General features: G+C 74.2%; 22 protein-coding genes. 11 read left to right on the top strand and 11 right to left on the bottom strand.

Going from position 1 to position 19,872, the window contains the following annotated elements:
- Positions 1-278 precede the first annotated feature (278 nt).
- The 5 genes from ACFVSN_RS13760 (at position 279) to ACFVSN_RS13740 (ending at position 3,990) form a co-directional block, all read left to right on the top strand.
- A complete protein-coding gene (locus tag ACFVSN_RS13760) occupies positions 279-896 on the top strand; it encodes a histidine phosphatase family protein (protein ID WP_387955130.1) in 618 nt (205 codons plus the stop codon).
- A 60-nt stretch (positions 897-956) separates the two neighbouring features.
- Positions 957-1,535, top strand: coding sequence for a TetR/AcrR family transcriptional regulator (locus tag ACFVSN_RS13755; RefSeq protein ID WP_387955128.1), 579 nt, complete (start codon positions 957-959; stop codon positions 1,533-1,535).
- 88 nt (positions 1,536-1,623) lie between these two features.
- Positions 1,624-2,706, top strand: a complete 1,083-nt coding sequence (locus ACFVSN_RS13750) for an SDR family oxidoreductase (protein WP_387955126.1) — start codon at positions 1,624-1,626, stop codon at positions 2,704-2,706.
- 36 nt (positions 2,707-2,742) lie between these two features.
- The gene (locus ACFVSN_RS13745; protein WP_387955124.1) at positions 2,743-3,408 is read left to right on the top strand and encodes an HD domain-containing protein; all 666 of its coding nucleotides are present in this window, start codon (positions 2,743-2,745) and stop codon (positions 3,406-3,408) included.
- Positions 3,409-3,528: 120 nt separating this feature from the next.
- Complete coding sequence (locus ACFVSN_RS13740; RefSeq protein WP_387955122.1) at positions 3,529-3,990, top strand: hypothetical protein; 462 nt, start codon at positions 3,529-3,531, stop codon at positions 3,988-3,990.
- 109 nt (positions 3,991-4,099) lie between these two features.
- On the opposite strand, the gene ACFVSN_RS13735 is transcribed toward ACFVSN_RS13740, so the two are convergent.
- From ACFVSN_RS13735 to ACFVSN_RS13725, 3 genes are all read right to left on the bottom strand, one after another.
- Entirely contained in the window at positions 4,100-4,699 is a 600-nt protein-coding gene (locus tag ACFVSN_RS13735; protein ID WP_387955120.1) for a class I SAM-dependent methyltransferase, read from the bottom strand.
- Positions 4,696-5,190: a hypothetical protein gene (locus tag ACFVSN_RS13730; protein ID WP_380444117.1), complete on the bottom strand. Its 495-nt coding sequence runs from the start codon at positions 5,188-5,190 to the stop codon at positions 4,696-4,698. Before ACFVSN_RS13730 ends, ACFVSN_RS13735 begins: the two co-directional genes overlap by 4 nt.
- A 67-nt stretch (positions 5,191-5,257) precedes the next feature.
- Positions 5,258-5,488, bottom strand: coding sequence for a hypothetical protein (locus ACFVSN_RS13725; RefSeq protein WP_380444115.1), 231 nt, complete (start codon positions 5,486-5,488; stop codon positions 5,258-5,260).
- 152 nt (positions 5,489-5,640) lie between these two features.
- Here ACFVSN_RS13725 and ACFVSN_RS13720 point away from each other — a divergent pair, with 152 nt between their 5' ends.
- On the top strand, positions 5,641-6,294 hold the full coding sequence (locus ACFVSN_RS13720) for a hypothetical protein (RefSeq protein WP_387955118.1): 654 nt from the start codon (positions 5,641-5,643) through the stop codon (positions 6,292-6,294).
- Positions 6,295-6,531: 237 nt separating this feature from the next.
- Here ACFVSN_RS13720 and ACFVSN_RS13715 read toward each other — a convergent pair whose 3' ends face one another.
- The 3 genes from ACFVSN_RS13715 to ACFVSN_RS13705 all read right to left on the bottom strand — a co-directional run bounded on the left by ACFVSN_RS13715 (position 6,532) and on the right by ACFVSN_RS13705 (position 11,378).
- Positions 6,532-8,700, bottom strand: a complete 2,169-nt coding sequence (locus tag ACFVSN_RS13715) for an acyltransferase family protein (RefSeq protein ID WP_387955116.1) — start codon at positions 8,698-8,700, stop codon at positions 6,532-6,534.
- A gap of 136 nt (positions 8,701-8,836) precedes the next feature.
- On the bottom strand, positions 8,837-10,591 hold the full coding sequence (locus ACFVSN_RS13710) for a glycosyltransferase family 2 protein (protein ID WP_380502645.1): 1,755 nt from the start codon (positions 10,589-10,591) through the stop codon (positions 8,837-8,839).
- Positions 10,592-10,841: 250 nt separating this feature from the next.
- Positions 10,842-11,378, bottom strand: a complete 537-nt coding sequence (locus ACFVSN_RS13705) for a GNAT family N-acetyltransferase (RefSeq protein WP_380444107.1) — start codon at positions 11,376-11,378, stop codon at positions 10,842-10,844.
- A 318-nt stretch (positions 11,379-11,696) separates the two neighbouring features.
- On the opposite strand from ACFVSN_RS13705, the gene ACFVSN_RS13700 reads away from it, so the two are divergent.
- On the top strand, positions 11,697-12,575 hold the full coding sequence (locus ACFVSN_RS13700; RefSeq protein WP_380502648.1) for a lysozyme: 879 nt from the start codon (positions 11,697-11,699) through the stop codon (positions 12,573-12,575).
- A 50-nt stretch (positions 12,576-12,625) separates the two neighbouring features.
- Here the strand turns inward: ACFVSN_RS13700 and ACFVSN_RS13695 are convergent, their stop codons facing one another.
- The gene (locus tag ACFVSN_RS13695; protein WP_380444103.1) at positions 12,626-12,991 is read right to left on the bottom strand and encodes a hypothetical protein; all 366 of its coding nucleotides are present in this window, start codon (positions 12,989-12,991) and stop codon (positions 12,626-12,628) included.
- 118 nt (positions 12,992-13,109) lie between these two features.
- The gene (locus ACFVSN_RS13690; protein ID WP_380502651.1) at positions 13,110-13,739 is read right to left on the bottom strand and encodes a maleylpyruvate isomerase N-terminal domain-containing protein; all 630 of its coding nucleotides are present in this window, start codon (positions 13,737-13,739) and stop codon (positions 13,110-13,112) included.
- 206 nt (positions 13,740-13,945) lie between these two features.
- Between ACFVSN_RS13690 and ACFVSN_RS13685 the strand changes: the two genes are divergently transcribed.
- The 4 genes from ACFVSN_RS13685 to ACFVSN_RS13670 all read left to right on the top strand — a co-directional run bounded on the left by ACFVSN_RS13685 (position 13,946) and on the right by ACFVSN_RS13670 (position 16,941).
- Positions 13,946-14,590: a LysE family transporter gene (locus tag ACFVSN_RS13685; RefSeq protein WP_387955114.1), complete on the top strand. Its 645-nt coding sequence runs from the start codon at positions 13,946-13,948 to the stop codon at positions 14,588-14,590.
- Between the two features lie 100 nt (positions 14,591-14,690).
- Entirely contained in the window at positions 14,691-15,467 is a 777-nt protein-coding gene (locus tag ACFVSN_RS13680) for a TetR/AcrR family transcriptional regulator (protein ID WP_380444097.1), read from the top strand.
- A 50-nt stretch (positions 15,468-15,517) separates the two neighbouring features.
- Entirely contained in the window at positions 15,518-15,847 is a 330-nt protein-coding gene (locus ACFVSN_RS13675; protein ID WP_380502655.1) for a hypothetical protein, read from the top strand.
- A gap of 17 nt (positions 15,848-15,864) precedes the next feature.
- Positions 15,865-16,941: a M14 family metallopeptidase gene (locus ACFVSN_RS13670; RefSeq protein WP_380502658.1), complete on the top strand. Its 1,077-nt coding sequence runs from the start codon at positions 15,865-15,867 to the stop codon at positions 16,939-16,941.
- Positions 16,942-17,041: 100 nt separating this feature from the next.
- Here the strand turns inward: ACFVSN_RS13670 and ACFVSN_RS13665 are convergent, their stop codons facing one another.
- The 3 genes from ACFVSN_RS13665 to ACFVSN_RS13655 are packed head-to-tail and all read right to left on the bottom strand — an operon-like array spanning position 17,042 to position 19,570.
- Entirely contained in the window at positions 17,042-18,451 is a 1,410-nt protein-coding gene (locus ACFVSN_RS13665) for a hypothetical protein (RefSeq protein ID WP_387955112.1), read from the bottom strand.
- A gap of 6 nt (positions 18,452-18,457) precedes the next feature.
- On the bottom strand, positions 18,458-19,237 hold the full coding sequence (locus ACFVSN_RS13660) for a hypothetical protein (RefSeq protein WP_387593970.1): 780 nt from the start codon (positions 19,235-19,237) through the stop codon (positions 18,458-18,460).
- Positions 19,238-19,261: 24 nt separating this feature from the next.
- Positions 19,262-19,570: an ABC transporter permease gene (locus ACFVSN_RS13655; RefSeq protein WP_380494860.1), complete on the bottom strand. Its 309-nt coding sequence runs from the start codon at positions 19,568-19,570 to the stop codon at positions 19,262-19,264.
- Positions 19,571-19,872 lie beyond the last annotated feature (302 nt).

Here is a 19,872-nt window from a genome sequence, read left to right as displayed (position 1 = left end):
CCGCGCAAGGAGTCGGGTGAGGCGACTTCCTACACGCTCGCAGCAGCCCGGAGGCCGTAAGGACGGTGCCTGGGAAGTCGACCCCTCCGACTTCCCCGGCGCACGACCAGCGGATGAACGCCCAGGGGGCGCCTTGCAGAGGAAGTCGGCCTGCCCGACTCCTGCGTGAGGGGATGCGCGCGGCGGCCTGGTGGGTCGCCTCCGCCTCGTGCGGAACCGGGTGGGTGGGGTGGGACGTCGGTTCGGGGGAGTTGATCACTGTGCCCAGGAGGCCCTGCATGGCTGGAAACGCTGCCCGTTACCTCTACCTCGTCCGGCACGGGGAGGCGCTGCCGGACGAGAGCGGGCTCTCGGAGGTCGGGCAGCGTCAGGCTGCGCTGCTCGGGCGGCGGTTGGCGGGGCGGCCGATCTCTGCCGTGCACCATGGACCGCTGGCCCGCGCCGCGCAGACGGCCGGGCTGATCGCCGAGCACCTGCCCGCGGCCACCGCCCGGGCCTGCGACGCGGCGGGCGACTACGTTCCCTACGTCCCCGGGCGGGCGGAGTTGCCCGCCGAGAGTGCCGACCTCTTCCTCCGCTTCCTCGCGCGTTCCGAGCCCCAGGAGTCGGGGCCCGAGCTGGCGCGGCAGGCCGTGGCAACGTTCACCGGGCCCGTGCCCGGGGACGAGGAGCGGCACGAGCTCGTCGTCACGCACAACTTCCTCATCGCCTGGCTCGTGCGCCACGCCCTCGATGCGCCGCCGTGGCGTTGGCTCGGGCTCAACCATGCCCATGCCTCGCTGACCGTCATCCGGTACGCCCCCGGGCGGCCGCCCTCGCCGCTGCTGGTCAACGACCTCGGCCACCTGCCCGAGGACCTTCGCTGGACCGGCTTTCCGGCCGGGTACGGGGTGTGAGCCGCGCGACCCGACGCCCTCCCGTTGGCAAAATATATAGACCGGTCTATTCTCTTCCCCATGGGAGCCAAGGGTGAGGAAACCCGCGCCCGGCTGATCGCCGGCGCGCGGGCGCTGATCGAGGCGCAGGGGTACTTCGGCAGCGGCGTCAACCAGATCGTCGCCGAGAGCGGCGCGCCGCGCGGTTCGCTGTACTTCCACTTCCCCGAGGGCAAGGACCAGTTGGTCGCCGCCGCCCTCGTCCAGGCCGGGCGGGAGGTCGAGGACCTGCTCAGGTCGCTCGCCGCCGAGGGCGTCGACGCCGGCGCGCTCACCCGGCGGCTGACCGAGGTCTTCGCCGACCGCCTGGAACGCTCCGACTTCACCAAGGGCTGCCCGATCGCCACCGTCGCACTGGAGGTCGCGGGCACCAACGAGCCGCTGCGCGCGGTCTGTTCGGCGGTGTACGAGAGCTGGCAGCGGGTCCTCGCCGAGCGGCTGGAGGCCGGTCGGTTCGGACCCGCCGAGGCCTGGACCGCCGCCGGGCAGGCGCTCGCCCTGATGGAGGGCGCGGTGCTGCTCGCGTCGGTCCGGCGCAGCCGGGAGCCGCTCGACCACGCCCAGCACGCCGTGCTGCACCTCATCGGCGCCAAGGGCTGATTCCGCGGGCCTCGCCGCTCAGGAGCTCCCGTGCTCCCGCATGCCCAAAAAATATACAGACCGGTCTACAGAGAATGGACGTCCCGCCGTGCCACTCCCCACCACCTTCGTCCTCGGCGCCACCGGCTTCATCGGGCGCTGGCTGGTCCTCGAACTCCTCACCCGCGGCGAACCCGTCGCCGTCGCCGTCCGCGGCGGCACCGGCAGCCCGCGCGACACCGCCCTCCGCTCGTGGCTGCGCGCCCACGGCACCGTCGACACCCCCCTCACCACCGTCGCCGCCGACCTCACGGACCCCGGCCTCGGCCTCTCCCCCGAGGACGACGCCCGCCTCGCCGCGATCCGCGACGTCCACAACCTCGCCGCCCGCTACGAGTTCGGCCTCACCCGCGCCGAGGCCCAGCCCGCCAACGTCGACGGTGCCCTGCACGCGCTCCGGTGGTCCGCGACCCGCCCCCACCTGCGCCGCCACGTCCACCTCTCCGGCTACCGCGTCGGTCGCGACCCCCGGCCCCGGTACCCGCTCACGCCCCGCGAGACCGCCGCCCTCTACTCCCGGCTCGGCGCCTACGAAGCCTCGAAGCAACTCGGCGACGCAGCAGTGCGCGTCACGGCCGACCGGCTGGGCATCCCCGTCACGACCGTCAACCCGAGCAGCGTCATCGGGCACTCGGCCACCGGCGAGGCCGGGCAGTACCTCGGGCTCGCCCACCTCGTCCGGCAGCTCCACCGCGGCCGCCTCCCCCTGCTCCCCGGGACACGGCGGACCTTCGTCCCGGTGGTCACGGTCGACCACCTGGCCCGCTTCCTCGCCGCCGTCCCCGCCCACGACCGGGCGCCCGCGCCGGCCCACACCGTCCTCGACCCCGAGACCCCGGCCCTCCCGGACCTCATCGCCCTCCTCGCCGCCCACCTCGGCGTCCGCCCACCGCGCGGCCTCATCCCCGTCCCCGTGGTCCGCGCCCTCCCCCGGGCCCTCACCGGCGCGGACCCCGAGACCCTCACCTTCCTCTCCGAGGACCGCTACGACACCACGTCCGCCGACGAGTTGGCCGCCGCCACCGGCCTCGCCCACCCACCCGTCCGGGCCGCCCTCCGCACCTGGGCCACCCGCCTGGTGGCCGACGGCTTCGGAGCCGACCCCGGAGCCGACCCCGGAGCCGCCGAGTAGAGCACCCACAGCCGGACAACCGGGTACGGTCGCCCCGTGAGCGCCGAATACAGCGAACTGGGCCTGCCTCCGACGGATCTCGCGCACGCCGCACTACGCCGCGCGAAGACCCTGCTCCCGGCGGCGATCTTCAACCACAGCCTGCGCACCTACCTCTACGGACGTCTCCTCGGCGAGCGGCGCGGCCTGCGGCCGGACCGCGACTACGACGACGAAGTCCTCTTCCTGGGCTGCGTCCTGCACGACTGCGGGCTCAGCGACGAGGGCGACGGCGACCAGCGGTTCGAGCTGGACGGCGCCGACCTGGCCGTCCGCTTCCTGGCGGAGCAGGGCGTGCCGCCGGACCGGACGGACGTCGTGTGGGACGCGGTCGCGCTGCACCTGGACCGTGAGGTCGCCCTGCGGAAGCGGCCGGAGATCGCGCTGGTCGCGCTCGGGGCGGGCTTCGACCTGGGCGGCGGGCCGGCCGCCCTTCCGGACGGCTACGCGGACCGCGTCCACCGGGCACTGCCCCGGCTGCGCGCGGCGGCGGTCCTCCACGACCGCATCGTCGGCCAGGCGCTGGAGAAACCGCACAAGGCGCCGCCCTTCACGCTGGCCGGCGAGCTCGTGCGCCAGGCGACGGGACGGACCTGGCCGGCATGGGAGCAGCTTGCGCGATCGTCGGGCTGGAACGACTACGACGAAACCGCCCCTGCGTAGGAAGTCTGCGTAGGAAGTCGGACCCGCCGACTTCCTACGCAGAGCCTCGCGAGGTCGCCCCGGCGGCCGTTCTTCACGAAGTGCCAGCGGGCCTGACAGCCGATCGCCAAGCTGTACATCGTGAATGGAGCTACCAGCAGCACGGTCCTCGCCCTGATCGGTGTCCTCCTGGGGACCACCGGGACGCTCGTGGGGCAGCACCTGGCGACACGCGCCGAAGCGCGACGGGACCGACAACACCGCACGGACGCGGAGCGGGCCGAACGCAAGGAGGCGATCCTGGGCTTCCTCGCCGCGGCGCAGCAGGTCGAGTTGGTGCTGGATCGCCGGAGCCTCGGCCTGCCGGCTTCGGAGGACCCCGAGGACCAGAAGCTGCACGACCTGTGGCTGACCAAGAAGGCCATCGAGCTGGTCTGCTCGCACACGGCGAGTCAGGCCGCACACGAGTACACCACGGCCCTCCACGAACACCTGCGGAACAGCGTGTCGCCCGAACGGCCCGCCAAGCGCGATTGCCGGCACGCATTCGTGGAATCGGCCCGAGCGGAGCTGGGGGGCGGCCCGTCGGGAATTCTCCGCTGACGCCCGCACCGACCGGGAACACGGCGCCCGGAGGCACCGGATGCACCGCGGGTAGGCGTGGTACGGGCGTCAGGGTTTCGGGGCGTCGGAACTCCGGGGTGTCGAGGCGTCAGCCCGCCGCTTCGAAGGCCAGGATCGTCCACCCCACCCCCGGGCGACCGTGCAGATCGGCGCGGGTGATGCGGTGGATGGGGTGCAGGCCGTTGGTGGTGGCCTGGGCGACCGTCTCCTCCGGAGGTACGTCGAACATCCGACGGCCGGGCGGTACCGGGCCGTGGCGCAGCGAGAGGATCATCCGGCCGCCGGGGGCGACCAGGCGGGCCAGCGAGGCCATCGCGGGCGGGCGTTCGGCGGGGGCGAGGTGCATCCAGACGGCCGTCAGGAGGACGAGGCCGAAGCGCTCCCCGCCGAGCGAGGGCAGCCCCGGGAGGGCGTCGGAGGTCCATCTGACGCCGGAGTCCCGGTGCAACTCCTCGCCGATGTACCGGAGTTCGGGTGTCGGTTCGGCGGCGACCACCGAGTGGCCGAGGGCGGCGAGGGCCGCCGCGTCGCGCCCGGTGCCGGCGCCGACGTCGAGGACGGCGGCGGGCGGCGCGGGGAAGAGGTGGAGCATCTCGCGGTGCACCTCGGCGAAGGTGACGCTCTCGTACTGGACGGCCAGCGCCTGCGCCTCGGCGCCGTAACCCGCCGTGCCGGACGGCCCGTTCACAACGCCCCCCGCATGATCACCGCATCGCCGGCCGCCGCCGCGTCCGCGAAGAAGTCCCGCAGCTCCCGCAGGTCGGCGACGACCTCGGCGGCGAGGGTCTCGGACCACGGGGTCGCGAAGCCGAGCGCGACGACGGTCCGCGCGAGCACCGGGTCCTGCTGGCGGACCAGCTCGCCGAGGGCCGAGCCCCGCAGGAACACCGAGGCGGCGGCGACCTGTTCGGGGCGCAGCACGAGCACGTCGGGCTCCCCCGCCGGGCGCGGTGCGCCGCCGTGGAGGGGCAGGCGGGCCGCCGGGTCGGGGTGCAGGCCGTTCTCGGTGAGCGCGAGCGCCATCAGCCGCGCGGTGCGCCGTACGGCCAGGGCGAGCCCGGCGGCCGTCAGCTCGGCGAAGCCCGCGTCGTACCGGGAGGGGACGAGCGCGCCGAGTTCGGTCGGCGAGCTGGTGTCCACGGCCTGCCCGGGCAGGCGCCGCCAGAAGTGGTCGCTCACCCGAACAGCCTAGCGCCGCCGGATCATGCCGGGCGGGAGGGCACGGGCGCGGGGGCACCGGACGCGGTCAGGCCTCCCCCGCGTGCCAGGCGGGCCACTCCCACGGGCGGTCGGCCCAGTGGACGCGCGCGGGGTCGTGGGGGTCGACGTCGGGGAACAGCTGGTGGATCCGGGGCTCGAACTCCTCGGGGGCCAGCGGCTCCCAGCCGTGGCCCTCGAAGTGGACCAGCCGGTAGCGGCTGTCGGTGCGGAACTCCGCGACATCGACCAGGTGGCCGGACGTGCTGTTGGTCTCCATGCCCCCAATATGTGGCGCGATGGCAATCCGCGCCCGTCCGGAACCCTCTTCCGGGTCATGTCCGGGTTTCGGCGCGCCCGTTGGGCCCGGTGGCTCGTTGAGCACGAAGCACACCACGAACCGGGGGGTACCGGACGCAGGAGGACATCGACATGACAGGGCAGCCCAGCGGCGGGCAGTGGCAGTGGCCGCAGCAGGCCTGGCAGCCACCGCCGGTTCCCGCCCCGCCGCCGACCGGGCCCGCCTACACGTCCGTCCCCCCGCCACCGCCCGACGTGCCACCACCGGCGGCGCCCGCCCCGAAGCGCTCGCGGAGGACGTGGGCGGCCGCGGCGCTGGGGACGGTGGCGCTGATGGCGGCCGTGCTGGCGATGTGCGGGCCGGGGGCGGGCGACGAGGTGTCCGTGGTGGCCGTGCCGCAGGCGGCCTCGCCGTCCCCGTCCGTCCCGGCGGCGCCGCACCTGCTGCCGGTCCCGCCGCGCCCGGTGACACCGGCGCCGTCCCCGCTGCCCGCGCCGACCCCCGCGGGCGGCGAGTCGGCGAACGCGGGCAGCGTCGCACCCATGGCGGAGGAGGAGCCGACGGCGACGGAACACGCCTCGGGCCCGCACCCGAAGTCGAGCCGCGCCCCGCACACGACGCCCCACCCGACCTCCGCCCCGGCGGCGTCCTCCGCCGGACGGGCCGGCCCGCCGGGGAAACCCCCGACCCTGGGCCAGGGCTCCCTCTGCGACCAGGCCGAACGCATCGGCCGCTGGTCCGCCGACTCGGAACAGGCCCGCCTCTGCCGAAGCATCTACGGCTAGCCGGCCGGTTCGAGGGGGGGTCGGTGGTGTGCGGCGGAGAGGCCCGAAGCCACGAGGTGATGCGGGGCTTGGCCCGTCTCGCGGCCGCATTCCCAGGTGGGGACTCGACGGTCCGTCCGGTCGGCCGGTGGTGCACCCGGCGGTCCCGTTCGGCGACGATCGCCCCCGGGCCGGCCCCGCCTGCGCCATGCCCGGGCGGGGCCGGCTCACCCCTCGACGCACGTCGCGCCCCGGCCGTCAGGCCGGGCCCAGCAGTGCCCTGTCCAGCCGCGGTGCCAGCACGCGCGCCAGCGTGTCGGTGATGTGGCCGGTGTCGCGGTACAGGACCACGCCCTCAAGGACCGCCGGGCAGTCGGGGCCGCTGCCCGGGCAGAGCAGCGGGCCGACGTCCACCACGCGGACGCCGTACCGCGCCGCCAGGCCGCCGTCGAGCATCGGGTCGGGCTCGAAGGCGGTCGCCCGGGGGAAGAAGCAGGCGTCGGAGCGGCCGTCGGAGGCGGCGAGGCAGGTGGGGACGTCCTTGCCCGCCATCGGGGTGTCGCCGAGGTAGGCGAGGGGCGCACCGGTGGCGGCGAGGCGGTCGAGGGTGCGGGTCCAGCCTCGGGCGCGTTCGTCCTGGCTGCCGTAGCGGTTGAGGCCGGCCATGAGGATCAGGCGTGGCCTGGGTCCGGTGGCGAGCCGGGTGAGGGTGTTCTCGCGCCAGCGGTCGCACTCGTCGAACGTCCGGCCGAGGACGTCGTTGCGCACCGTGAGGGTGGCCAGCGGGCAGCCGGGTTTGACGAGGACCTCCAGGGCCCAGTGCCGTTGTTCGGCGATGGCGATGCCGGCCGAGATCCACTGTCCGGCGTGCGAGTCGCCGAGCAGGACGACGCGGTCGGGGCTGTTCTCGTCGCCGAACAGGCAGCGCGGGCTGGTGTCGGCGTTGAGCGGGATCTCGCAGCCCTTGCCGGGCGGGAAGTCGGCCCGGGCTCGCGCGAGCGACGGCGTGAGCCCGGTGACGCGCGTGCCGGGGGCGAGGAGGCCGGGCCCGTCGACGGCGCCGGCCGGGGCGACGGCCGGCGTGTCGGCGGTGCCGAGGGCGCGGACGGTGCCGCCGCCGAGGGTGAGGCCGGCGATCAGCGGGATGACGAGCGCGCTGGCGCCGACGGCGAGGCCTCGGCGCGGGGCCGGGCTGCTGCCGTACCGCAGGGGCTGTTCGACGAGCCGCAGGGTGAGCCAGGCGGGTAGGGCGGCGGCCGCGACGAGGGCGAGCTGGACGGGCCAGGACAGCGTGCCGTACCGGGCCTGGGCGATGGTCAGCACCGGCCAGTGCCACAGGTACCACGCGTACGAGAGGCGCCCGGCGGCGCGCAGCGGGCGGGTGCCGAGGAGCCGTCCGGCGTCCGGCGCACCGCCCGGGCCGGCGAGGAGGACGGCGGCGGTGCCGAGGACGGGCAGGAGTGCGGCGGTGCCGGGGAAGGGCGTGGTGTGGTCGTACAGGAGGACCGGCGCGACGACGGCCGCGAGGCCGCCCCACCCGACGATCCGCCGTGCCCACCCACCGCGGCCGAGCACCCCGCCGAGCAGCGCCGCCAGCGCCCCCGCCGTGAACTCCCAGAGCCGGCCGGCGGTGGAGAAGTACGCGAGCGGCGCCGACGTCTGCGTCCACTGGATGCACAGCACCAGCGAGGCGGCACCGACGCCCGCCGTCACGAGGAGGGTGGCGGCGGTGCGGCGGCGGCCGTGGAGGTGGCGGGCGAGGCCGAGCAGCAGGACCCCCCACAAGAGGTAGAACTGGTTCTCGACGCCGAGCGACCAGAAGTGCTGGAGCGGGCTCGGATCGCGCCCGGCGGCGAGGTAATCGGTCTGCTGCCCGACGAACCGCCAGTTGGCGTACTGCCCGGCGGCGGCGATCAGGTCACGGGCGAGGTCGGTGCCGCGCAGCGGGTCGAGCAGGACGCCGCCCGCGACGGCGGTGGCGACGAGCACGACGGCGGCGGCGGGCAGGATGCGGCGGGCGCGGCGGGCGAGGAAGTCGACGAGGCCGGGCGGACGGCCGGACGAACCGCCGGACGAACCGCCGGACGAACTGCCGGTCAGCAGGCCGGTGATGAGGAATCCGGAGATGACGAAGAAGACGTCGACGCCGACGTAGCCGCCGGTGAGGCCGGGCACGGCGGCGTGGTAGGCGAGGACGGACAGGACGGCGACGCCGCGCAGGCCCTCGACGTCGGGACGGAAGGCGGCACGCTTGCGCGGCGCGCCGGCATCGGGAACGGGAACGGCTGCGGGAACGGGAACGGCTGCGGGAACGACGGGCCGCTCGACCCGGACGACGCCGGGGAGCAGGGACGCAGAGTCGGAGGCGGTGTCGGAGTCGGATGAGGTCGGCGGTTCGGCGCTCGCCGGTGGTACGGCCGTCGGCACGGCGGGGCTCCTTGCTGGGCAGGCAGCGGGGATCGGGGGCCGCCTGGCCGATGGGGCGGCCGGGCGGCGGGTCCGCGCCGGTGGGGCGACGCGCAAGGAAGGGAAGAGCTCGTAGGACTCGTAAGGGGGGCGCGGGTCAGAAGACCAGCGGGTCGGCCCAGCCGGACGCCAGCAGGCCGCAGAGCAGCAGCACGGCGGTGACGGCGACGGCCTCGGCCCGGCCGAAGCCCGGGTCGGTGCGGCGCCGCGCGGGCGGGGCGACGTCGGCGACGGCGGCTCCGTTGCCGCCGCGCAGCAGGGGACACAGGGCCCTGATGAGCGGGACGATCGTGTACGCGGTGAGCGCGAGGAGCGCGGTGAGCGCCCAGTACGGCCGCCAGCCGTGTTCGGCGACGGCGCGGCCGAGTCCGGCGGCGCCCGCGAGGACGACGAGCCCGAGCCAGCCGACGCCGATCCGGGCGACGGTCCGGGCGAGCGAGCCGCCGCGCGACACGGCGCCGGTGGGCACCCAGTCGGCGCTGCGGCGGCGCAGCGCGTGCGCGATGGCGACCACGTGGCAGAGCCCGCCGAGGAGTTGGACGCGGGTGACCTCGAAGCGCCAGCGGGTGCGGGACATCGCGGGCAGCAGGACGAGGGCGACCCAGATCGGCGGCAGGAAGGGCAGGACCTGCCAGGGCCGGATGTCGTCCGGGGCGAAGAACAGCATGATCAGGGCGGGCAGCGGAACGGCGAAGACGTTCACCGCGCTCGTCACGTAGCCGAGGATGCCGTTCCAGAAGCAGAGCCGGGCGGAGCGGGGCAGCGGTCCCCGGCGGAAGTCCGGGTCGCGGACGAGGGCCAGGGAGCCGAGGCACCAGCGGTACTGCTGGCTGATGAAGGCGGGCAGGCCGGTGGGCGACATGCCCTTGGCGACCAGGGCCGGCACGTACCGGGTGGTCCACCCGGCGCGGGCGAGCGAGAGGCCGGTGTAGAGGTCCTCGCTGTGGTCGGTCTCGGCGAAGCCGCCGACGCGCATCAGCGCGGCGCGGCGGTAGAGGGCGTTGGTGCCGCAGCAGACGGTGCCGTCCTGCGCGTCCCGGGAGGGCTGGATCCAGCGGTAGAAGATCTCCTGGGTGGCTCCGGCGGCGCGTTCGAGCCAGGACATGTCGGCGTCCGTGTCGAAGCACTGCGGGCTCTGCACGATGCCGACCTCGGGGGTGTCGAGGTAGGGCACCAGGTGGTGCAGGAAGTCGGGGCGCGGGCAGAAGTCGGCGTCGAGGACGGCGATGATCTCGCCGTCGCCCTCGGCGAGGCCGTGGTTGAGGTTGCCGGCCTTCTTGAATCGGCCGCGGTCGGGCCGGGCGCGGTAGCGGAAGCCGTAGGACTCGGCGAGTTCGCGCACCTCGGGGCGGGCGGCGTCGTCGAGGACGAGGACGGTGAGTTCGCCGGGCCAGTGGACGGCGGCGGTGTGCCGGTAGGCGTTGTCGAGGACGGCCAGCGGCTCTCCGGCGGTGGGCAGCAGCAGGTCGACGCCGGGGTGCCGGGCGGGCCGCCAGGCGCGGATCAGCAGGTCGTGCGAGTCGCGCGTGTAGCGGCGGGCGCGCTGGCCGTCGGTGAGCGAGAGCAGCCAGGTGGCCGCGTTGAGGACGGTGAGGAGCAGGAAGGGCCAGAGCAGCGGCCGGCTCAGGGCGAACAGACCGAGGGTGGCGGTGGCTCCGGCGTAGGAGAGCGTCGCGCACAGCGGCACCCAGCGGCGTTGCGGGCCGAAGTACCAGTAGAGCTCGTCGTCGCCGGGCGGGGCGGGCAGTCGGTGGTCATCAGGGCGGTCGGGGTCGTCGGGCCGGCCCGGATCGGGTGTCCGGCGCGGGCCGGTGTCGGGTGCGGGCATGGCGGTGCCATGGAGTACGGGCATGCGGAATTGGCCCCCTGGGAGTGGGACGGAACGTCGGCCGTTCGAGCCCAGGGTCTCACATTGGCCTAGACCAATCATGAACGAGGTATGACATCTCCGCATCGGTGCTGGTCAGCGACTTTGACGGCACATCAGCTCGGGACCGCCCTCCAGGGATCATGGATCCGGACACGAGAAGACGCCCCCGGCCGTGCCTCGTGGGCAACGTCCGGGGGCGTCGGGACCGCGACCGCTCCCGTCGTGGAAAGGGTCAGATCTCCTTCGTCAGCGTCTCGAAGCGCAGGTCCTCGCGGCGCGGGATGCCGAAGCGCTCGTCGCCGTACGGGAACGGCGTGTAGACGCCGGTCCGGCGGTAGCCGCGGCGCTCGTACCAGGCGATGAGGTCGGCGCGCTGCTCGATCACCTTCATCTCCAGCACCGTGACGCCCCACTCCTCCCCCGCGAGCCGCTCCGCCTCGGCCAGCACGGACCGGCCGAGGCCGCCGCCCTGGAGGCCGGGGCGCACCGAGAACATGCCGAAGTAGGCGTGGCCGGCGTGGCGTTCCAGCTGGCAGCAGGCGAGGAGTTCGCCGTCCCGCTCGGCGACCAGGACGACGCCGTCGGGGTCGCCGACCGCCTCGGCGACGGCGTCGGCGTCGGTGCGCTGCCCGTCCAGGAGATCGGCCTCGGTGGTCCAGCCGGTGCGGCTGGAGTCGCCGCGGTAGGCGGACTCGACGAGGGCGACGAGTGCGGGCACGTCGGCGGCGGTCGCCGGACGGAAGACGGGCGGGTGAGCGGTCTCGGTCATGGGGGCGGTCCTTCCGCTTGCTCTGGTCTGTCGCGATCGGCCCAGGTGGGGCGGCCTTGCGGGCATCGTGTCACAGCCGTGGAGACCCCTGAGCGGCAGGCCCGGGGCGAACCGCGGACGACAAACGGGAGGCGCACGGGCAACGGGCGGACGACCGGGGCGCGCGGTGTCACCCCGCCACACGGGGCGGCGGTTCAGGATGTGGCCCCGGCGTCTGGTCTTCCTGGCGGGTGCATGGCTACTCTGCTCCCCGGCCGGGCCAACTCCCCGCCACACCGGCCCCATTGGGCCGCCACGCACCGGACCAGAGGAGTGTTCATGTCCAGCACTTCCCGCTCCGCCCGCACCACCAGATCCACCGCGACCCGCCGCCGCACCACGCTCGCCGCGCTGGCCGCGACCGTCGCGCTCGTCGCGGGCGCCGCCGCCCCGGCGTACGCGGACGCTCCCGCGCCCGCCGCCGCACCCGCCGCCCGCGGCGACCACCCCGAGCTCGACTTCGCCGGCTCCACGGTCGCCGCGCACGAGGGCGGCGACGCCGACCCGGCCGCGATCCGCTCGCTCGCCGTCACCCAGACCGCCGGGATGGACGTCTCCGGCTGGCAGGGCAGCGTCGACTGGGCCACGGCCGCCGCCAACGGCGCCACCTTCGCCTACGTCAAGGCGACCGAGGGCACCACGTACCGGAACCCGTCCTTCGCGCAGCAGTACAACGGCTCCTACGACGCCGGGCTGATCCGCGGCGCCTACCACTTCGCGCTGCCGGACCGCTCCTCCGGCGCCACCCAGGCCGACTTCCTGGTGGACCACGGCGGTGGCTGGTCCGCCGACGGCGTCACGCTGCCGCCCGCGCTCGACATCGAGTACAACCCGTACGGCGCGACCTGCTACGGGCTGAGCCAGGGCGCCATGGTCGCCTGGATCCACTCCTTCAGCGACACCGTCCTCGCCCGCACCGGCCGCTACCCGACGATCTACACCACGACCAACTGGTGGTCCCAGTGCACCGGAAACAACGGTGACTTCGGCGCCACCAACCCGCTCTGGATAGCCCGCTACTCCAGTTCGCCCGGCACCCTGCCGAACGGCTGGGGCTACCAGACCATCTGGCAGTACGCCTCCTCCGGCACCTTCCCCGGCGACCAGGACCTCTTCAACGGCGCCTACGACCGCCTCCAGGCGCTCGCCGCCGGCTGACGCGCGAAGGGAGCCCCCGGCAGATGCCCGGGGGCTCCCCTGCGTCGCGCTCAGCGCGGGTCGACGAGGTCCTGGGCGAAGACCGTCCCGAGCGGCTCGGGGCCCACGTACTGCTGGCAGTTGCACTGGCGCGGCTCGAACTGCACCGGCCGGCGCTCGGCGTCCCACGCGGTGGGCGCCTCGACCTCCTCGTGGCAGCGGCCCTGCTTGTCGTGCTTGGCCAGGTGGTGCGTGCAGCCGCAGACCGGCTCCGGCGGGCGCTTGGCCGCCTCCAGCGCGGCCTGCTGGCGGTCGGCCGCGTCCAGCAGCTCCAGCTTGCGCTCGTGCCGCGTCTTCAGCGCCCGGCGGGCGTTGTTGGCGACGTACCCGCCGCCGTACAGCACTGCCGGCACGATCCACCACGCGATGTCGAACATCGGCCCATCCCCCGTCGTCCCCGAATTCCCCCCTTGCGGGGTTCCGGCGCACATCGTACGCCTGACCTGCGGTGGAGGACCCAACGAGGACCCGACGAGGATCCGACGAGGACTCGGGTCAGCGGATCACGGGGAGCACCGCGGCGTCCGAACGGCCCGACGCCGCCTCGATGAACGCGACCGGGTCGGCCACCTCGGCGAGCAGCGCGCGGACCGCGCGCAGGGCCGCGTCGGCGGGCGGCGGGCCGCCGACGGCCGCGATCAGGTCGAGCAGGTGGACGGTCGCCTCCATGAGCGCCACCTCGGCCAGCGCGCCGATTCGCACGGTGCCGAGGAGCGGGTGGGCGGCGACGGTGTCGGGCGGGAGGTCCGCGCAGCCGGCCAGCGCGGCAGGGCCCTCGACCTCGAAGCGGGCGATCAGCCCGGCCGGGTCCGTCCCGGCGGCGGTCTGCTTCGCGGCGTCGGCGACCTGCCCGGCGGCGGTGTGCGCGAGACCGCCCGGCTGGTTGAAGAAGCGCAGGATGTCGGCAGCGGACTCCACCTTCGCCGGGCCGTCGACGATGGCGGAGCGCAGCTGCGTGAACGATTCGGCGCTGGGGGCGACGTGCGCGAACAGGTCCAGGACCGTCCACTCCGGCAGCCGGGTCCGCCGGGCCCACGTCTCGGCGTCCAGCCCCTTGCCGCGTTCCGCCCAGGAGAGCCAGGCCTCAGCCAACAGCTCGGTCGCGGGGGCGATGTGACGGGTCATTAGGTCTCCTCCGGCAGGGGCGCGGACAACGTGCGTCCACCGTAACCGAACGGCCCGGAAAACCGGTTGCCGGATGGGCACTTGAGACCCCACGATCGGGGCATGACCAGGACCTCCGCCCGCCCGCTGCCGCTTGCCCCCGCCGCCCGCCCGGCCCGGGCCCAGCAGCAGCGCCGCCACCGCCGGAGGCCCGACCGCGCCCACGCGTGAGCGCCGAGCTCGTCCCGGGGCTCCTCGCCGGCTACGGCATCGCCGTCCCGGTCGGGGCCGTCGGGGCCTACCTCGTGGCGCTCACCGCCCGCACCGGGCTGCGCACCGGGGCCTGCGCGGCCCTCGGCGTGGCCACGGCCGACGGGCTGTACGCGCTGCTCGCCGCCGTCGGCGGGGCCGGGCTGGCGCCGCTGCTCACGCCGGTCGCCGGGCCGCTGCGGATCGCCTCGGCGCTGGTACTGCTCGCCCTCGCCGTCCGGACGGCCGTCACCGCGCTCCGCGCCGGGTTCCGGACCGGGCAGGCCGTCGAGGCCGCACCGCCCGGACCGGCCAGGGCCTACCTCACGCTGCTCGGCATCACGCTGATGAACCCGCTCACCGTGCTCTACTTCGCCGCACTCGTCCTCGGCCGGCAGGACACGGCTCCGGGCTCGGCTCCGGGCGCGGCCGGGCGGGCGGTCTTCGTCGCCGCCGCGTTCGCGGCCTCCGCCAGCTGGCAGCTCCTGCTCGCCGCCGGCGGGGCCCTGCTGGGCCGGGCGCTCACCGGTCCGCGCGCCCGGCTGCTCACAGCACTCGCCTCCGCGGCGGTGATCGGCGGGCTGGCGGTGCACCTCCTCGCCGGTGCGCCCGGTTCACCCTGAATCGGAGCAGTTCATCCGCTTCGGTAGCACATTTACCTTGTATCCTGGATTCGTATCCCTGGACATCCCTCGCCGTCCCCCACCGCGAAGGAGTGCGGACATGGCCGAGCAGGACAGCCCCGGGCCGGACGACACCGGTCAGGTCGGCCCCGCACCCGACAGCCGCGCACACGAGGGCCCCGAGAAGCGGGGACGCCTGAACCGTCCGCTGGTGCTCCGCACGGCCGTCGCGCTCGTCGACCGCGAGGGCCTCGCGGCGCTCACCATGCGGCGCCTGGCCGGGGAGCTCGGCGTCGAGTCCATGGCCCTCTACCGCTACACCCCCGGCAAGGAGGCGCTGCTCGACGGACTGATCGAGGCCTACTTCGCCGAGGTCAACGAGCGACTGCGCAGCTCCGCGCAGTCCCCGGAGCCCGCCTGGCGCGCCGAACTGCGCCGCATCGCGCGGACGTTCGCCGCCGTCGCGCACGCCCACCCCGAGATCCTGCCGCTCGTCGCCACCCGCCCGCTCGCCGTGCCGATGGCCCGCCGGCCCGCGTCCGTGCTCGACCTCACCGAGCACATCCTCGCCGTCCTCGGGCGGGCCGGCTTCGACGACTCCACCGCGCTCACCGTCTACCGCGCCTTCGTCGCCTGGAGCCTCGGCTGCATGCTCGTCGACAAGCGCCAGGTCGTCGACAACGAGGCCGAGCCGGACCCGGCGCTGCGCCTGGGCCTGCACCGGCTGTCCGCCGCCGACTACCCCCGGCTGCGCGCGCTGGTGCCCCGGTTCGCGGACTTCGACGACGAGGCGGAGCTGCTGGCCGGCCTGGACAGCCTGCTCGACCGGATGCCCCCGTCCCCGCTTGACGGGTTCTACGGCGGCGGCGCATCCTGAGGATACGAGGTACACGTCGGACATATCCCCCGCGCCCGAAAGAGGCCGCCATGATGTCCGCCGTTCCCAACGAACCATTCCCCGACGACATCCTCCGCGTCCGCGTCACCGCCAGGGACGCGGACACCCTGCGCGCGCTCCTGCGCGAGGTCCGCCCCGACAGGGGCGGCAGCCCGAGCATCGCCCCCGACGGGAGCGTCGGCATCGACGCGTACGTCCCGGAGGAACTGATTCCCGCCCTCGAACGCGAGGGCGTCACGGTCGTCCGGATCGCGAACGCCAGCGCCAAGGGCCGGGCTGCCCAGGCCGAGGTCGGCACCGGCAACCGGTTCGCCGAAGGCGCCGTGCCGCGCGGCCTGGCCGCCAAGCTCCCCGGCTGACCAGGGAGGAGAGCGTCATGCCGTACCTGAACATCGTCGAGGTCGAGTCCGCGCTGGAGAACCTCGCCACCGCGTACCCGGGCCTCGCCCAACTCGTCGACCTGCCCGAGACCTCCGTCGAGAACCGGACGATCCACGCGCTGAAGATCGGCGCCCCCGCGCCCTTCCCCAAGGACGCCGTCGTCATGCTCGGCGGCGTGCACGCCCGCGAGTGGGGCAGCTGCGAGATCCTCGTGCACCTCGCCGCCGACCTGCTGGAGGCCCACCAGAACGGCACCGGCCTCGGCTACGGCGGCGCGACGTACAGCGCCGCCCAGGTGACCGGGCTGCTCCAGCGCCTGGACCTCGTCCTCCTCCCGCTCGTCAACCCCGACGGCCGGCTCTACAGCCAGACCGTCCAGCCGATGTGGCGCAAGAACCGCAACCCGGCCTACGGCGGCGGGAACCCGGCCCCCGGCTGCACCGGCGTCGACCTCAACCGCAACTACGACTTCCTCTTCGACTTCACCACCGCCTTCTCGCCGGCCGCCGACGTCACCCACATGTCGACCAACCCGTGCGATCCGATGGTCTACGCGGGCCCGCACGCGTTCTCCGAGCCCGAGACCCGCAACGTCCGCTGGCTGCTCGACCAGTACCCGCGCACCGGCTGGCTGATCGACGTGCACAGCTACTCCGAGGACATGCTCTACAACTGGGGTGACGACGACAACCAGTCCGACAACCCCCGGATGAACTTCCAGAACGCGACGTTCGACCACAGGCGGGGCGTCGCGAACGACCTCGACTACGCCGAGTACATCGACAAGGGCGACGTCGACAACGAGGTGCTGCTCGCCGAGCGGTTCTGCCAGGGCGTCGCGAGCGTCCGCGGGATCGTCTACACGCCGAAGACCGGGTTCAACCTGTACCCGACCAGCGGGACCAGCGACGACTACGCGTTCGCGCGGCACTTCGTCGACCCGCAGAAGGGCAGGGTGCTCGGGTTCACCGTCGAGTGGGGAACGGAGTTCCACCCGAAGTGGGCGGACATGGAGAAGATCATCCTCGACGTGGACGCGGGCCTCGTGGCGTTCTGCCTGGCCACCGCGTGAAACCCCCTGAGTGAAATCCCCTGAGCCATCGTGCCCGACAGCGGAGCGCCCGCCACGACCGGTCGTGGCGGGCGCTCCAAGGCGTCTGCAACTCGTCTGCTCAGGCGGCCCGGTGGAAGAAGAACGGGTCGATCGACACCGCCACGCCGGAGGTGCCGTCGACGTCGAGCAGTTGGTGGGTCGTGAAGTCCGCGTTGCGCTGGTACGTCACGCCCACCGGGAAGTTGGCGTTGTCGGGGGTGTTGTTGCCCGAGAACACGCCGTAGAAGTCGGCGCCGACCGTGAGCAGCCGGATGTAGTCGCCGAGGTACGGCAGGCCGACGGCCACGGGCACGTCGGCGGGGGCCTGGTGGAGCACAGTGGTCTCCGGCGTGCTCTTCCAGCCGTCCGCGGTGGTCTCCAGGACCGTCGTCCACTGGTTGTCGGCGAACTTCTGGTAGGCCAGGCCGACCAGGCCGGCGGAGTTGACGGCCAGCGCCGGGTTCTTGACGTCGGTGATGTCCTGGCGCGCCTGCGCCCAGCTCTGGCCGCGGTCGGCCGAGTGCCGGACGTGCAGGGTGTTGTCGGTGCCGCCCGCTCCGCCGACCCGGTCGCACCAGGCGATCCAGACGCTGTCCGCGTCCTTCGGGTCGACCGCGATGGTCAGGTCACCGCCGAGGCGTTCCTGCCCCAGGGTCGAGTTGAAGGCCACGAAGCGGCCGGTCGCCACCCGCTGGCCCGGGCTGCTGTCGGTGGCGTCCTTGAGGTCCTGGAACGGATTGACCCCGGCGCCGGCGCTGTCGTCGCGGGTCACCACGACGTCGAAGGTGACGTCGGAGACGGCCTGGACGGCGGTCGTGGACGTCCAGCTCTCGAACGCCGCGTAGACCGTGCCGTCGGGGTGCAGGGCCAGCCTGACCGGCGGGCCGTCCTGACCGTCCGGGGTGCGCCGTTCGATGCCGGTGGACGCGAAGCCGGCCGGGGCGCGGGCCGTCCGGGCGTCGGCGGAGACGTCCACGGTGGCGGTCTGGGAGGTCGGGGACGGGTGGTTGAAGTTGTTGTTGCCGACGAGGACGCGGTCGTGGTCTGCGCCGGCGCTCGCGACGGTGTCGGCGATGGTCCACGGCTGGTCCACCTGGTCCCGGCTGACGAGGACCTCCATCGGGGCGGTCGACGTGACGGACGGCGCGCGCAGGATCTGCAGGAGGGTCTTGTTCTGCCGGAAGGCGGCCACACCGTTCAGGATGCCCGCGTAGAGGGCACCGCCCCGGTCCGCGAACGCCACCGTGATGTCGCCCGTGCCGAAGCCCCGCCCCCCGCCCGGGACGATCGTGTTCAGCGACCAGGTGTTCCCGCCGTCCGTGGACACGTACACCGGCGCGAACCGGCCGCCCATCGGGTCGGAGGTGAAGGCGGTCGCCACCATCTCGGTGGGCTTCTCCGGATTGACCGCGAGGAACGGCTCGGAGTCCTGCTCGGACTCGCCGCTCAACGCCTTGGGGGTCAGGTCGACGACCTTGAAGGTGGGCATGCCGGCTCACATCCCTTCGCGCAGCGCGGCGAGCCGGTGCGCCGGCTGGTAGTCGTCGGCGTCCCGCAGCGCGTACGGCGCCAGCTCCCGCTGGTCGCCCTCGGTGGCGTGCAGGAGCCACAGCCCGCTCTGGCCGGCCGCGGGCTTGGGAACGTGGTTCCAGTGGCGGTCACGGCTGTTGGGGTACAGCACCCGGACGGTGCGGTCGGGGACCGTGCCCCGCTCCACGTGCTCGACGTCGAGACCGGCCCGCCACCAGTGCGGGTCGTGTTCGGAGCGGGGGCCTGCCCCGTCCAGCCGCTCCAGCCCGGTCACCGTGCCGAGCAGCACGGCATCGGCCTCCCGGGCGTGCACGGCGAGGTCCTGCCGGTGGATCTCGCGCAGCACGGCGGAGAACGGCAGTTCGTCGGCGCTGGTCGCCGCGAGGGCGATGTGCGGGCGGACGGCGTGGGCGGGCAGGCGGCCGACCTCGGTGACGGCGAGGTCGGCGCCGTAGTGCAGGCCTTCGGTGAAGAACGCGGCCGAGTCGCCGACCTCCAGCCGGGGAGCATCGGCCTTCAGCTGCACGGTGACCCGGCTGCCGGCGAGCCGCCGGAACGCGTCGGGCGCGTGCAGGACGTGGTCGACCCGGACGACGGCGGTGTGCTGGTCGGCCTCCACGGTCGACAGCGGGGTACCGCCGGTGCGGGTCACGGTGCCGACGAAGCTCAGCGGGGTGCGCCGGACGAGGTCGGTGATCTCGCCGGGCGGCACCGCGGGGGCCGCGGCCGGTGTGGGATCGGTCATGGCGATCCTCCTTGGATGGCGCGGTCAGTGCGCGGCGCGGGCGGCGGACGGGTGCGTCCGGCGCCACTCGGTCCGCGCGCCGAGGGCGCAGGCGGCGGTGACGGCCGCGGCGAGCGCGACGACGAGCCACTCGGCGGCTCCGCTGCCGGCGTCCGGGTCGACGCCGAGCAGGGTCTCGATCCACTGCGGCCACACCAGGGTGATCAGGAACAGCAGCCCGGAGAGGCTGCCGAGGGCGGTCTCCAGCCAGAAGCGGGGCCGGACCCGGCTCTCGCGACGGGCTGGTTCGCGGGACTGGAAGGACTCGAAGAACTGGAAGGGCTGGAAGGGCATGACTGCACCTCCCCTTCTCCAGACCGGAACGCCCGGGCCGCTCATGGCGCGGTGCACGACCGCGCCGGGACGGCCCGGGGCGGGGTCTGCTCGGGGATCTTGCGGGGTTCTCGCTGGACGTTCTTGCTCGGTTCCGGAGTGTCACGACCGCTTGGGAGTTCGCCGGGCGGGGCGGCAGCGCGGTGTCGGGCCCGCGCGCTCCGGGCGGCGATGTACACCTGCGGCGTACACCTGCGTTGTAGACCTACGAGGCACACGTACTTCGTATACGAGTCTGCTCGCCGCGGGGAGCCCGGTCAAGG

This window comes from Kitasatospora sp. NPDC057904, from assembly GCF_042887925.1.
GTDB lineage: Bacteria > Actinomycetota > Actinomycetes > Streptomycetales > Streptomycetaceae > Kitasatospora.
Note: the sequence above shows the minus strand (reverse complement) of the source record. Positions and strands in the feature narration are given on the sequence as shown.